Annotated in this window: 13 protein-coding genes; 8 read left to right on the forward strand and 5 right to left on the reverse strand. The window is 65.1% G+C overall.

The features are described from left to right. Positions 1 to 14: 14 nt before the first annotated feature. Genes nifK through nifH form a run of 5 tightly spaced genes read right to left on the reverse strand, consistent with a single transcriptional unit; the run spans position 15 to position 4,662 of the window. On the reverse strand, positions 15 to 1,388 hold the full coding sequence (gene nifK / locus ACYQ4W_RS10595) for a nitrogenase molybdenum-iron protein subunit beta (protein WP_459856226.1): 1,374 nt from the start codon (positions 1,386 to 1,388) through the stop codon (positions 15 to 17). 14 nt (positions 1,389 to 1,402) lie between these two features. Continuing rightward, entirely contained in the window at positions 1,403 to 3,037 is a 1,635-nt protein-coding gene (gene nifD / locus ACYQ4W_RS10600) for a nitrogenase molybdenum-iron protein alpha chain (protein ID WP_459856228.1), read from the reverse strand. A 34-nt stretch (positions 3,038 to 3,071) separates the two neighbouring features. After that, on the reverse strand, positions 3,072 to 3,446 hold the full coding sequence (locus ACYQ4W_RS10605) for a P-II family nitrogen regulator (protein WP_459856230.1): 375 nt from the start codon (positions 3,444 to 3,446) through the stop codon (positions 3,072 to 3,074). Positions 3,447 to 3,450: 4 nt separating this feature from the next. Then, on the reverse strand, positions 3,451 to 3,798 hold the full coding sequence (locus ACYQ4W_RS10610; RefSeq protein ID WP_459858534.1) for a P-II family nitrogen regulator: 348 nt from the start codon (positions 3,796 to 3,798) through the stop codon (positions 3,451 to 3,453). A gap of 33 nt (positions 3,799 to 3,831) precedes the next feature. Further along, the gene (nifH, locus tag ACYQ4W_RS10615) at positions 3,832 to 4,662 is read right to left on the reverse strand and encodes a nitrogenase iron protein (protein WP_459858536.1); all 831 of its coding nucleotides are present in this window, start codon (positions 4,660 to 4,662) and stop codon (positions 3,832 to 3,834) included. Between the two features lie 307 nt (positions 4,663 to 4,969). On the opposite strand from nifH, the gene ACYQ4W_RS10620 reads away from it, so the two are divergent. From ACYQ4W_RS10620 to ACYQ4W_RS10655, 8 genes are all read left to right on the forward strand, one after another. Continuing rightward, complete coding sequence (locus ACYQ4W_RS10620) at positions 4,970 to 6,085, forward strand: LeuA family protein (RefSeq protein ID WP_459856232.1); 1,116 nt, start codon at positions 4,970 to 4,972, stop codon at positions 6,083 to 6,085. 180 nt (positions 6,086 to 6,265) lie between these two features. Beyond that, positions 6,266 to 6,955, forward strand: a complete 690-nt coding sequence (gene modB / locus ACYQ4W_RS10625) for a molybdate ABC transporter permease subunit (protein WP_459856235.1) — start codon at positions 6,266 to 6,268, stop codon at positions 6,953 to 6,955. Between the two features lie 21 nt (positions 6,956 to 6,976). After that, a complete protein-coding gene (locus ACYQ4W_RS10630) occupies positions 6,977 to 7,156 on the forward strand; it encodes a hypothetical protein (protein WP_459856237.1) in 180 nt (59 codons plus the stop codon). A gap of 10 nt (positions 7,157 to 7,166) precedes the next feature. Then, positions 7,167 to 7,940, forward strand: a complete 774-nt coding sequence (locus ACYQ4W_RS10635; protein ID WP_459856240.1) for a sulfate/molybdate ABC transporter ATP-binding protein — start codon at positions 7,167 to 7,169, stop codon at positions 7,938 to 7,940. A 217-nt stretch (positions 7,941 to 8,157) separates the two neighbouring features. Further along, positions 8,158 to 9,738 (forward strand): nif-specific transcriptional activator NifA, encoded by a 1,581-nt coding sequence (nifA, locus tag ACYQ4W_RS10640; RefSeq protein WP_459856242.1) that lies wholly within the window; start codon positions 8,158 to 8,160, stop codon positions 9,736 to 9,738. A 134-nt stretch (positions 9,739 to 9,872) separates the two neighbouring features. Next, positions 9,873 to 10,082 (forward strand): TOBE domain-containing protein, encoded by a 210-nt coding sequence (locus tag ACYQ4W_RS10645; protein WP_459856245.1) that lies wholly within the window; start codon positions 9,873 to 9,875, stop codon positions 10,080 to 10,082. 214 nt (positions 10,083 to 10,296) lie between these two features. Continuing rightward, positions 10,297 to 10,506, forward strand: coding sequence for a TOBE domain-containing protein (locus ACYQ4W_RS10650; protein WP_459856248.1), 210 nt, complete (start codon positions 10,297 to 10,299; stop codon positions 10,504 to 10,506). Between the two features lie 302 nt (positions 10,507 to 10,808). Further along, positions 10,809 to 12,662 (forward strand): methyl-accepting chemotaxis protein, encoded by a 1,854-nt coding sequence (locus ACYQ4W_RS10655; RefSeq protein ID WP_459856251.1) that lies wholly within the window; start codon positions 10,809 to 10,811, stop codon positions 12,660 to 12,662. Positions 12,663 to 13,073: the final 411 nt, after the last annotated feature.

The raw sequence follows: 13,073 nt of genomic DNA on the forward strand, positions 1-13,073 counted from the left end.
GGAGACGCGGAGTGTTACAGAGTCAGCTCGAACACGGTTTCGGAATCGTCGCGATCCTTGCGGTCGAGGAAGAGGCACAGGATCTTTTCGAGCAGGCGCAGCCCGCCCTTGTAGGCGACGGTGGGGAAGTACTGATGGCCCACGCGGTCCAGGATGGGGAAGCCCCAGCGCAGGAACGGGATGTCTTCGTCGCGGGCGATGTACTTGCCGTAGGTGTTGCCGATGAGCAGATCCACGGGCTCGTTCTTGATCCACTGATGGAGCAGGAACATGTCGCCGGCGGCGCGGACGTTCACCTCATAGGGCAGGTGGGCGGTCAGCTCCTTGATGCGCTTCTCGAACTTCTTGCCCGGCGTGCCGGTGACCACGTGCACGGGGCACATGTCGATGGACACCAGGAACTCCACCATGCTGATGACCTGGTCGGGGTCGCCGTAGATGGCGGCCTTCTTCTTGTAATAGTACTGGTGCGTGTCGCTGATCATATCCACCAGCTGGCCGCGCTCGCGGCTGATCTCCTCGGGCACGCTGGTTCCCGCGATGGTGCGCAGGGCGTCGATGAAGCGGTCGGTTGCGGCCAGGCCGAAGGGAATGTCCAGCACCTTGCAGGGCACCTTGCACTTGGTGTCCAGGTTGCGGGCGGCGTCCGCGCTGCACCACTCGCCCAGGGCCAGGGTGCCTACGGCGTCGCCGGCCTCGATGAGCTCCTTGATGGTCACGCCGCCTTCCGGGAACATGTGGTACTCGCCGGAAAGGGGGCCGTTGAGCACGCCGGAGGTGTCGGGGAACAGCGTGATGGGCACGTTCATGAGCGCGGCCAGACGCTTGATCTCCTCCATGTCCGAGGGCTCGACCCAGCCGGGAATGACGTTGACCTTGCCGTTCTTCTTGCCGGTGCTGGTGGAGAGCTCGGTCATGCCCTTCACCATGTTGGAGAAGCCCGTCACATGGCTGCCCACATACGAGGGCGTGTTGCAGTAGATGACGTGCTTGCCCTTGGGAATGAGACCCTGCTTGTCCGCCTTGTCGCGGATCTGCTTGATGTCGTCGCCGATGGTCTCGGACAGGCAGGTGGTGTGCACGGCGATGACCTCGGGCTCATACACCGTGAAGATGTTCTCGATGGCCTGCAGCAGGTTGGCCTGTCCGCCGAAGACGCTGGCGCCCTCGGTGAAGGAGCTGGTGGCCGCGCTGACGGGCTCCTTGTAGTGCTTGGTGAGCGCGCTGCGGTGGTAGGCGCAGCAGCCCTGCGAGCCGTGGCTGTGCGGCAGGCAGCCGTGGATGCCTAAGGCCGCGTACATGGCGCCGATGGGCTGGCAGGTCTTGGCCGGGTTGATGACCAGGGCGCTGCGCTCGGTGACTTCCTTGGGTGTGTGTCTGAGCAACATAATGGTAATCCTCGCTATTCCCAGACGTAAGTGGCCGAGAGTTCAGGGTTCTCCTGCCAGGGGGCCTTCATGTAGCTCCAGACCTTGCTGTTAACCAAGCGGTCGATTTCCTTGTAGAAGTTCACCGCGCCCACAAATCCGGCGTAGGGTCCGCCGTAGTCGTAGCTGTGCAGCTGCTTCAGCGGAATGCCGAGCTTCTGGATGGAGTACTTTTCCTTGATGCCCGCGCAGAAGAGGTCCGGCTTGATGATCTCCACAAGCTTTTCCGCCTCGTACTGGTTCAGGTCGTCGATGATGAGGGTGCCCTTCTCCATATCGGGGATGAGGCCCTTGTAGTCCTTGAACTCAAACCCCTTGTCCTCAAGGGCCTTCAACTGTTCGGGGCTCTTGCGCGGGTTGTACAGTTCGGGATCGGCCTCGACCTCGATCTCCTCGATGTTGCGGGAGTCGGCGTCGACCTTGAGGTCGGGGATGACGTGACGGCCTTCGTAGTCGTCGCGGTGGCCGAACTCGTAGCCGGTGCTCACGGTCTTCATGCCCAGCTCGTTGAAGAGCTCCATGTAGTGGTGCGCGCGCGAGCCGCCCACGAACAGCATGGCCGTCTTGCCCTCGGTCCTCGGCTTCAGCTCGGTCAGCACTTCCTTCACCTTCACCATCTCGGTGGCGATGACTTCCTCGATGCGGTCGATGAGGGCCTTGTCGCCGAAGTACTGGCCGATCTTGCGCAGGCTCTTGGCCGTCGCCTCGGCGCCGATGAAGTTGATCTTGATCCAGGGGATGCCGTACTTGGTCTCCAGCATGTCGGCCACGTAGTTGATGGACCGGTGGCACATGACGCAGGAGAGGTCGGCCTCGTTCGCCGTGGCGAACTGGTCGTAGGTGGAGTTGCCGGAGAAGGTGGCGATGTTGGTGATGCCGCACAGCTTCAGGATGCGGTCGATCTCGAAACCGTCGCCGCCGATGTTGTACTCGCCCAGCAGGTTGATCTTGTACTCGCCCTGCTTGGCCTCGCCGCCGGTGCCCACCAGGTGCTTGAAGACCTGGTTGTTGGCGATGTGGTGGCCGGCGGACTGGGAGACGCCCTTGTAGCCCTCGCAGGAGAAGGCGAAGACGTTGCAGTCGCCGAACTTGGCCTTCATCTCGCGGCTTACGGCGTGGATGTCGTCGCCGATGAGGCCGACCGGGCAGGTGGCGAACACGCAGATGCCCTTGGGATGGAAGAGGTCGTAGGCTTCCTGGATGGCGGCCTTGAGCTTCTTCTCACCACCGAAGATGATGTCCGAGTCCTGCATGTCGGTGCTGAAGGCATAGGGCATGTAGTTCTCGCCCTTCTCGCCCGCGTCGGTCTGGTTGCGGCGGGTGAGCCAGGCGTAGAAGCTGCAGCCGATGGGCCCGTGCACGATGTTCACGATGTCGCGCGTGGGGCCCATGATGACGCCCTTGCAGCCCGCGTACGTGCAGCCGCGCATGGTGATGATGCCCGGAATGGTGCGCACGTTGGCCTGAATCTCAGGCGTGGTGTTGGAGAGCGCCTCGTTGATGAGTATGGACTGGGCGCGCTTGCGGGCCACCTTGGGAGGATACTTCTTGAGCAACTCCTCCTTGACGTCGGTGGGGGTCCACTGCACGAGCTTGTTCTTTGTGGCCATGGTTGAAGGCTCCTTAGCTTTAGAGAGTGGCCCGTTAGATGATGGACTTTTCGCCGGTTTCGGCGGTGCGCACGCGCACGGCGTCGCCCACGGGCAGAACGAAGATCTTGCCGTCGCCGGGCTTGCCGGTCTGGTTCACTTCGATGAGCGTCTTGACCACGGCCTTCACGTCCTTGTCCGGAACCACGACGGTGATCATGCGCTTGGGGTAGAGCTTGCCGCGCTCGCCAAGCAGGGCCACGGCTTCCTCGTACCCGCTGGCCGCGCCCTCAAGCACATGGGGGTTGGCCAGGCCGACGCCGCGTCCGAGCACCTCGTGGGCGAAGTAGCCGTCGATGCCGGCGTCGGTAAGGGCCTGCTTGGTGCGGTTCATCATGTTCATGCGCACCACTGCAACGACTTCCTTCATGGGGCTACGCCTCCTCGGGAGTGGCCGTTTCGCAAACGCCGGAGCTCACGGTGTAGACCTCGTCCACGGGGGAGACGAAGATCTTGCCATCGCCAAACGCGCCCTTCTTGCCGGAGCGGGCGGCGGTCATGATGGTCTCGATGACGAAGTCGCGGTCGGCGTTCTTCACCACGCTCACCAGCATGGTCTTGGGAATCTCGTCGTAGGTCACCTCGCCGATCTTGATGCCGCGCTGCTTGCCGCGGCCGGCGACGGAAAACTTGGTCACCGCGGGGAAGCCCGCGTCCATGAGGGCGGCCAGGACGTCGTCGGACTTCTCGGGACGGACAATTGCTCTCACCATGATCATAATGAATCCTCCTCGCTCTCTCTCGTGTGTGGGGTGTTAAACGGCTTCCATGAGACCGAAGTCCATGAGCAGCTTCTCAAGGGCGTCCATCTCGAGCGGCTTCGGGATGACGTACATCTCGTTCTTGTCGATGGCGTTGGCGAGGTTGCGGTAGTGCTGCGCCTGTCCGGCCGCGGGGTCGAACTCGATGACGGTCTTGCGGTTGATCTCGGCGCGCTGCACCATGTTGTCGCGGGGGACGAAGTAGATCATCTGGGTGCCGATCTGACGGGCCAGCTCCTGGATCATCTCCTTTTCGTTGTCGACATTGCGGCTGTTGCAGATAAGGCCGCCCAGGCGCACGGTGCCGCTCTGCGCGTACTTCATGATGCCCTTGCAGATGTTGTTGGCGGCGTACATGGCCATCATCTCGCCGGAGCAGACGATGTAGATTTCCTCGGCCTTGCCGTCGCGGATGGGCATGGCGAAACCGCCGCACACGACGTCGCCCAGAACGTCGTAGAAGGCGTAGTCGAGGTCCTCGGACTCATGATAGGCGCCCAGGGACTCGAGCATGTTGATGGAGGTGATGATGCCGCGGCCGGCGCAGCCGACCCCGGGCTCGGGGCCGCCGGACTCCACGCACCAGGAGTCGCCGAAGCCGCGCTTGCGGATGTCCTCGAGCTCCACGTTTTCGCCCTCGTCGCGCAGGGTGTCGAGAACGGACTTCTGGGCCAGGCCGCCAAGCAGCAGGCGGGTGGAGTCGGCCTTGGGGTCGCAACCCACGACCATGACCTTGCGTCCCATTTCCACAAGACCGGCCACGGTGTTCTGCGTGGTGGTGGACTTGCCGATGCCGCCCTTGCCGTAAATGGCAACCTTTCTCATCTTCTTCATGTTCAATTCCTCCGCTCGGTTTTGGTTGGTGGACGCGGAGCATAAGGCAAGGGCCGTGCCAGGACTCACGTTTTATGGCAACTGCGTGATATCAGCGGTTTTTTCTCGCCACAGGCCTCAAAGTGAGCTACACTTCCGACATTGGCCTACATACGAAAATTGTCGTTACTACACTTTTGTATGCAGACTGCGCCGCCATCCGACCACAGGTTAATATGTCGATTTAGCAGGCGATTGTGCGCATTGCGCCAACTGGCACCAGAGGTGCAGTTGCCCTTCCCAGAACAAGGAGCGCGACATGTTGATCGACAGCACCCTGCGGGAAGGCGCACAGGCATACGGCGTGTATTTTGGCGGCGGCGCCAAGCGGCGCATGGCCGAGCTTTTGGCCTCGGCCGGCGTGGACGAGCTGGAATGCGGCTGGGCGGGGCAGCCGGACCTGGCGGAATTTCTGGCCTGGACCCAGGCCGGCCTGCCCGCGCCGGAGAACGGCGGCCCGGCCCTCTCCCTTTGGTGCCCCTGCCGCGAGGCCGACGTGCGCGAATCCGCCAGGCTGGCCGCCGCGGGTTTGCTGCACAGGCTGAACATCGGCGCGCCGTCCTCGGCCCTGCACCGCGAAAAGCGCCTGGGCCTGACCCTGGCGGAGATGACCGCGCGGGTGCGCGCCGTTGTGGCCGCGGCCAAGGCGGAAGGCGTCGGTTACATCACCGTCGGCCTGGAGGACATCTCCCGGGCCGACCCGGACGAGGCGTTGAGCCTGGCGCGCGCGGCTGTGGAGGCCGGGGCCGCGCGGGTGCGCCTGTCCGACACCGTGGGTCTGCTGACCCCGCTGGCCACGGCGGACCTGGTGCGGCGCTTCGTGGCCGCCCTGCCCGTGCCCATTGCCCTGCACGCGCACAACGACCTGGGCATGGCCGCGGCCAACGCCGTCACCGCGCTGGAGTGCGGCGCGGCCTTTGTGGATGTTTCCGCCCTGGGGCTGGGCGAGCGCGCGGGCATAGCTCCGCTGGAGCAGGTGGCCGCTTGGATCATGCAACAAAAATGTAATAACGCCGCCAAGGGCTACGACCTGTTGGTTTTACGGGCTTTGTGCCTGCTGGCCGCGCAGGCGTCCAAGTCCACGGTGGCGCGCAACCGGCCCGTGGTGGGCGAAGACATCTTCGCGGCCGAGTCCGGCATCCACGTGCACGGCCTGCTGCGCGATCCCGCGCTCTTCGAGCCCTTTGCGCCGGAGACCGTCGGCGCGCACCGGCGCGTGGGCGTGGGCGCCAAAAGCGGCGGCGCGGCGCTCAAGGCCGCCATGGCCCGCCTGGGCGCGGGCGTGGGCGACAACGGCCTTGTGGGCCGCGTGCGCGCCCTGGCCGAGCATTTGGGCCGCCCCTTGACGGACAAGGAACTTTTGGGCGTTTTGTGATTGTGTTTAAGAGGATGGCAACGCCGCACCATGGTTTCGCCCCGGATGTGGATTGCCTTTGCACGGCAGGAGGAGTAAGCGCGGCAGCGGAGCCGAGTCCTGAGGACTCCTGCCCCGGGCCATGCGAACCCCGCCCGCGCGAGGCGACGTATCCCTTTTGTTCCAGTTGGAGGCCCCCCAGTGCCTGAAAGCCTGCTCCTGCTTCTTGCCAACGCGGCCATACCGCTGCAGCTGACCCTCAAGGTCGCGCTGACCGCGACGGCCTGCGCCTGCGCCGCTGGCGTGGCCGCCGGGTTCGTTTTGTCGCGGCGCGGCTTGCCCGGCCGCGAGGTCCTCGACGCCGTGTGCACGCTGCCTCTGGTGCTGCCGCCCACGGTCATCGGCTATTACCTGCTGGTGCTTTTCGGCCGCAGGGGGGTTGTGGGGCAGTGGCTGCTGGAGCGCTTCGACTTCACCCTGGTGTTCACCTGGCAGGGCGCGGCCCTGGCCGCCAGCGTGGTGGCCTTTCCCCTGGTGTGCAAGGCCGCGCGCACGGCCTTTGAGGGCGTGGACGAAGGCCTGGAGAACGCTGCGCGCACCCTGGGCGCGGGCGAGGCGCGGGTGTTCATGCGCGTTTCCCTGCCGCTGGCCTGGCGGGGCATCGTCTCCGGCACCATGCTGGCCCTGGCCCGGGCCATGGGCGAGTTCGGCGCCACGCTGATGATAGCCGGCAACCTGCCGGGGCGTACCCAAACCCTCTCCCTGGCCGTCTATGAAGCCGTGCAGGCCGGACGCGAGGACGAGGCCACCTTCCTGGTCATCCTCACCTCGCTGGTCTGCGTGACCCTGCTGCTGGCCTCGGGCAAGCTTCTCAACCACAAGCACGCATAACGCAAACAAAGGAGGTCCCCCATGTCGCATCTGCGTCCCCTCATCGGCGCCCTGGCCCTTGCCACCCTGCTGGCCGCGCGCACTGCGCCGGACCTGGCCGAGGAGCTCATGCTCTCCGCCGCGAGCAGCATCTCCGTGGCGGAGATCCCCTGCCCCGCGCAACTGTTCGACGCCTCCGGCGCAACGGGAATCAAGCCCTAAGGAACGCGGCATGACGCTCGAAATCGACATCTCCAAGACCCTGCGGGGCAGCGGGCGCTGCTTCACCCTTGCGGCCCGCTTCAGCTCCGACCGCAGCTCCACTGTGCTTTTCGGGCCCTCGGGCTCGGGCAAGACCGTGACCCTGCGCGCCGTGGCCGGGCTGCTGCCCCCGGACGCCGGGCGCATTGCGCTGGACGGAGAGGTTCTTTTCGACTCCGCCGCCAAGGTCAACCTGCCCGCGCGGGAGCGCGGCGTGGGCTACGTGTTTCAGGATTACGCGCTTTTCCCGCACCTGACGGTCGCGGAGAATGTCGGCTTCGGCCTCAGCCACGGCCTGTGCGGCCGGCTCGACGCGGCGGGCAAGGCGCGCGTGGCCGAGCTGCTGGCCCTGGCCGGGCTCGAAGACCTGGCCAAGGCTCGTCCCGGCAGGCTCTCCGGCGGGCAGCGCCAGCGCGTGGCGCTCATGCGCGCCCTGGCGCGGCGTCCCAAGGTGCTGCTGCTCGACGAGCCCTTTGCCGCCCTGGACCCGCTGTTGCGGCGGCGCATGCGCAAAGAGGTCCGGGCGCTGTGCCTGGCCGCGGGCGCGCCCACCGTGCTCATCACCCACGACCCGGACGACGTGCTGGAGTTCGGCGGGGCCGTGGCCCTGTACGAAACCGGCGCGGTGCGCGAGGTGCGCGTGTTCGAGGACGGCCCGGCCGGCGGCGCGGCCGCGCGCGAGATGCTGCTCGCCACGCATTTCGGCGCCTATGCCGAGGGGCGGGCGGCGGCGGCGCGCGCCTGACCAAAACAGGCACGAGGCCGGCCACGGCCCGGGCCCGACGCTATTCGCATTCCTGTGATACGCCACAGCTCCAAATTTGCATATTTGTCATTTTTGTCTTTCCGATAAACCGCCCCGCATCTCCGCTTTTCAAAGACAACAAGAGCTAAACCGCATGGTTATATCACACACAATCCCATCCACACCGCAACGGCACTGATATTGCTTTACCCCGCGCATGACGCTCATGCTCGGCAACCTGAAGCTCCAGGTGCTCTCGTCCATCTGCCAGATCATCGACACGGCGCTCGACCTTGAAAGGGCCTTGTCCGAGGTCTTGCGCATACTCTCTGAAACCCTGTCCATGAAACGGGCCACCATCACCCTGGCGGACCCGGAAAACGAGCGGCTGGCCATCACCGCCTCCCACGGCCTGAGCCGCGAGGAGCGCCAGCGCGGCGTGTACGAGCTGGACGAGGGCGTCACCGGCCTCATCTTCCAGACCGGCAAGCCGTACATCGTGCCCGACATCCGCCGCGAGCCCCTGTTTTTGGACAAGACCGGCTCCCGCCACCTGGAGCGCGGGCGCGTCAGCTTCATCGGCGTGCCCATCACCTCCCACGGGCGCTGCCTGGGCGTGCTCAACGTGGACAGGCTCTTCGGCGACGAGGTGGCCTTTGAGGAGGACCTGAGCTTCCTCACGGTCGTGGCCACGCTCATCGGCCAGTTTTTGTCCCTGAACGAAAAGATCAAGGCGCGCGAGGAAGCCCTCGTACGGGAGAACTTGTCCCTGCGCTCGCAGATAACCCGCGAGCAGCGCGGCCCGTACATCGTCGGCAAAAGCCAGTCCATGCAGGACGTGGAGCATCAGGTGAGCAAGGTGGCCCCCACCAAGGCCACGGTGCTGCTCCTGGGCGAGTCCGGCACGGGCAAGACGCTCATCGCCCGCGTCATCCACGAGCTTTCCGGCCGCAAGGGCCACCCGTTCATGAAGGTCAACTGCGCGTCCATCCCCGAGAATCTGCTGGAGAGCGAGCTCTTCGGCTACGAGCGCGGGGCCTTCACCGGCGCTGTCGGCTCCAAGCCCGGCCGCTTCGAGGACGCCCACGAGGGCACCATCTTCCTCGACGAAATAGGCGAGCTGCCCCTGGGCATTCAGGCCAAGCTGTTGCGCGTGCTGCAGGACCGCGAGTTCGAGCGCCTGGGCTCCAACACCACCCGCAAGGTGGACGTGCGCGTGGTGGCCGCCACCAACCGCGACCTGGGCGAACTGGCCGAGCGCGGAGCCTTCCGCCCTGATCTGTACTACCGCCTGTCCGTGTTCCCCATCCAGGTGCCGCCCCTGCGCCAGCGCAAGGAGGACATCCCGGTCCTGCTGAACCACTTCATCGACAAGGTTGCGCGCGAGTACAGCCGCAGCGTGGTCTTCACCCCGCGGGCCCTTTCCGACCTGACGCTTTACGACTGGCCCGGCAACGTGCGCGAGATGGAGAACCTCATCGAGCGGCTGGTCATAATGAGCGATGGCGAACGCGTGGACGCCACCTTCCTCAAGCCCTACCTGAGCCAGAGCCCCATCCAGGCCGGTCTGCACCAGCCCGACCGCGGCATGGCGGCGGCGCGGCCCCAGCCGGGCATAAGCTCCCTCAAGGCCATGGAACGCAGCGAGGTGCTGGCCGCGCTGCGGCGCAACGGCTGGGTGCAGTACAAGGCCGCCGAGGACCTGGGCATCACCCCCCGGCAAATAGGCTACCGCATCAAGAAGTACGGGCTGTCCGCCGTCATCGACCACGAGGCCGCCACCGCGCCCCGCCGCTGACCGGCGCCGCCGCCGCGCCTGCTCCTTTCTGCGTATTTCTCCGTCTGGGGCATTGACGCCCCGCGCGGATGTGCTACGTAGATGCCAATGGTCCAGCGCCGTCCAAGGCGTTGGCGCAACACAAGGAGACCGTCATGAAAGTCAGCGCCCGCAATCTCATTCCCGGCAAGATCAAGGAGATCACCATGGGCCCGGTCAACGCCGAGGTCGTGGTCGAGGTGGCCCCCGGCATCGAGGTCGTGTCCGTCATCACCGCCCACTCGGTCAAATCCATGGGCCTCAAGAAGGGCTCCGTGGTCAAGGCCATGATCAAGGCCTCCAACGTCATGCTCGTCACCGACTAGGACGCAGCGAACAGACATTCCCCCAGGCCGGTCCTCCGTTCGGAAGGCCGGCTTTTTTGCGCCGTTGCGACATTTTTGTAGGAGACACCCCACCGGGGCCGATTATTTTACTGTCCTTTTGCGGACTGTGTTGACGGAAATTATATTTTTCGTGACACATTGCCTCCATGAACGTGCGCGTTCTTCCCCCTAACCCCAAGCCAAGGAGCAAACCATGAAGGTCAGCGCCCGCAATCTCATCCCCGGCAAGATCAAGGAGATCACCATGGGTCCCGTCAACGCCGAGGTCGTGGTCGAAGTGGCCCCCGGCATCGAGGTCGTGTCCGTCATCACCGCCCACTCGGTCAAGGCCATGGGCCTCAAGCAGGGCTCCGAGGTCAAGGCCATGGTCAAGGCCTCCAACGTCATGCTCGTCACCGACTAGTCGGCGCAAGCGCCTCTCGTCTGCACAAGGCCGGTTCCCGCAGGGGGGCCGGCCTTTTTTTCGGCAAAAGACGCGGCAATCACGGCCTGTTGCTTGCGTCGATAGTCCTTTGCTGATAACTATTACGTATGGCTCCCTACACCTGCCGACGCATCCGGCCGATATGATGCCTGGAGTGGGCCGATCCATTCCCGCAGGGATGCTGAGAGAGAAAGCCAAAGCGCCAAACGAGACGCCGCACAGAACAACGGGCAGGGCATGCCTTCCCGCGATGTCTTCAATCCACCTTTTGAGGAGCCTCCATGCTGCGCGAAAAATTGCTGAACACGAAGACCTCCACCAAGCTGTACACCCTTTTCGGCTGCATTCTTGGCTTGTTCCTGGTTGCGGTTTTCTTCATTTTCCTGCCGTATTACGAGCAGGACCTGCTCAAGGCGCGACGCGACAGCCTCACCGACACCATCGACATGACGACCTCGCTCATCGCGGAATATGAGGCGCGCATCCAAAAGGGCGAGTTCTCGCCCGAGGAAGGCCGGAAGCGCGCGGCCGCGCGCCTGCGCAACATGCGTTACGGCAATAACGAGTATTTCTTCATCACCAACAACGACAAGCCCTTCCCCACAACCATAATGCACCCCACGGTGCCCGCCCTTGAGGGCAAGGTGCTGGACGACGCCAAGTTCAACAAGGCCACCATGTTCTGGCCGGGCGACGACGTGGAGGCTCCCAGCCAGGACTACCCCGGCGGCGCCAAGAATCTGTTTCAGGCCTTTGCGGAAGTCTGCGAGAAGAGCAGCCAGGGCTTTGTGGCCTACGAGTGGCCCAAGCCCAAGAAGGGCGGCGGCGCCACAACAGAGACCTATCCCAAGATTTCCTTTGTGCGCCTGTACAAGCCCTGGGGCTGGATCGTCGGCACAGGGCTCTACGTAGACGACATCCACGCCAAGGTGGCCACCCTGCGCGTCTGGCTGGCGGGCATCATGGCCGGCCTGGTTGTGGCGCTCAGCGTCCTCGTGTTCCTCATCGTGCGCATGATCTCCCGGCCCATCGCCAAGCTCTCGCAAATGGCCGGGCACATCGCCGGGGGCGACCTGAACGCCCGCACGGACGAGGCGTTCTTCGGCGAAATGGGCACCCTGCAGGGCGCCATGGAGAAGATGGTCGTCGCCCTGCGCGACAAGATCGGCGAAGCCGAGAAGAGCACGCGCCTGGCCGAGGACGAGGCCAACGTGGCCCGCGCCGCCGTTGCCGAGGCCGACGAGGCCAAGCGCCAGGCGGCCGAGGCCACCCGCGCGGGCCTGCTGCAGGCCGCCGGAAAGCTGCGCGACGTGAGCCAGGCCATCAGCGGCGCCACCCGCGAACTCTCCGCCCGCATCGATTCCTCGCGCCAGGGGTCCGATCTGCAAAAGGACCGCCTGAACGAGACCGCCACGGCCATGGAAGAGATGAACGCCACGGTGCTGACCGTTGCGGGCAACGCCGGCCAGGCGGCCGAGGCCGCGGACCAGGCCAAGCAAAAGGCCCAGGACGGCGCAGACGTGGTGAACAACCTCGTGAAGGCCATCAAGGACGTGTACGCCCAGGCCCAGGGGCTCAAGACCAACATGGGCCAGTTGGGCAAGCAGGCCGACGGCATCGGCCAGGTCATGGGCGTCATCAACGACATTGCCGACCAGACCAACCTGCTGGCGCTCAACGCCGCCATCGAGGCGGCCCGCGCGGGCGACGCCGGTCGCGGCTTTGCCGTGGTGGCCGACGAAGTGCGCAAGCTGGCCGAAAAGACCATGGCCGCCACCAGGGAAGTGGCCCAGGCCATCAGCGGCATCCAGCAGGGCACGCGGGAGAACATCACGAGCGTGGACCTCGCCAACCAGCGCATCGAGCAGGCCACGGAGCTGGCCCAGGAGTCCGGCGAGGCCCTGACCGGCATCGTCTCCCTGGTGGAAAGCTCGTCCACGCAGGTGCGCAGCATCGCCGCCGCCAGCGGCGAGCAGTCCACCGCCAGCGAGGAGATCAACCGCTCCCTGGACGACATCAACCGCATCGCCTCCGAAACCGCAGAGGCCATGAGCGAAGCCGTCGACGCCGTGAGCGGGCTGCTCTCCCAGGCGGAGAACCTGCTGGCCCTGATGCATGAGCTGGAAAACGCCTAGCCAAACCGGCCCCTGACCCGACGCAACAACAAAGCCCCTGGAGCGATCCGGGGGCTTTTTGTTTGAGCCGGGGGGACAGCCGGAACGTCCCGGCCTCGTCTCCGGCCTCCGGCCTGGCCTCTTGCCAGACCTTGCGCCCGGCCCTCCCGCCCTCATGCCCGGTCTGGGATCAGACGTTCCGCCGGGCTTTCCGCATGCCTCCTGCCCACATCCTGCCCGACATCCTGGCTGGCATCCTGGCTGGCCCCCGCCTCCTTCCCGCTTGGCTTTCCGCCTACTGCCCGCCTAGCTTTCCGCCGGGCATCCTGTCCTGCATCCTGCCCGATATCCTGCCCGATATCCTGCCCAACCTCCTGGCTGGCCCGAGGTCAGGCCTCATGCATCGCCGCCCCCGGGACTTGTGCCGGGACG

Source organism: Humidesulfovibrio idahonensis, from assembly GCF_054657715.1.

What these genes read in the sequence shown, in the direction of transcription:
- nifK (WP_459856226.1), bottom strand. Translation starts at nt 1,388, where the DNA reads ATGTTGCTCAGACACACACCCAAGGAAGTCACCGAGCGCAGCGCCCTG.
- nifD (WP_459856228.1), bottom strand. Translation starts at nt 3,037, where the DNA reads ATGGCCACAAAGAACAAGCTCGTGCAGTGGACCCCCACCGACGTCAAG.
- ACYQ4W_RS10605 (WP_459856230.1), bottom strand. Translation starts at nt 3,446, where the DNA reads ATGAAGGAAGTCGTTGCAGTGGTGCGCATGAACATGATGAACCGCACC.
- nifH (WP_459858536.1), bottom strand. Translation starts at nt 4,662, where the DNA reads ATGAGAAAGGTTGCCATTTACGGCAAGGGCGGCATCGGCAAGTCCACC.
- ACYQ4W_RS10620 (WP_459856232.1), top strand. Translation starts at nt 4,970, where the DNA reads ATGTTGATCGACAGCACCCTGCGGGAAGGCGCACAGGCATACGGCGTG.
- ACYQ4W_RS10630 (WP_459856237.1), top strand. Translation starts at nt 6,977, where the DNA reads ATGTCGCATCTGCGTCCCCTCATCGGCGCCCTGGCCCTTGCCACCCTG.
- ACYQ4W_RS10635 (WP_459856240.1), top strand. Translation starts at nt 7,167, where the DNA reads ATGACGCTCGAAATCGACATCTCCAAGACCCTGCGGGGCAGCGGGCGC.
- nifA (WP_459856242.1), top strand. Translation starts at nt 8,158, where the DNA reads ATGACGCTCATGCTCGGCAACCTGAAGCTCCAGGTGCTCTCGTCCATC.
- ACYQ4W_RS10645 (WP_459856245.1), top strand. Translation starts at nt 9,873, where the DNA reads ATGAAAGTCAGCGCCCGCAATCTCATTCCCGGCAAGATCAAGGAGATC.
- ACYQ4W_RS10650 (WP_459856248.1), top strand. Translation starts at nt 10,297, where the DNA reads ATGAAGGTCAGCGCCCGCAATCTCATCCCCGGCAAGATCAAGGAGATC.
- ACYQ4W_RS10655 (WP_459856251.1), top strand. Translation starts at nt 10,809, where the DNA reads ATGCTGCGCGAAAAATTGCTGAACACGAAGACCTCCACCAAGCTGTAC.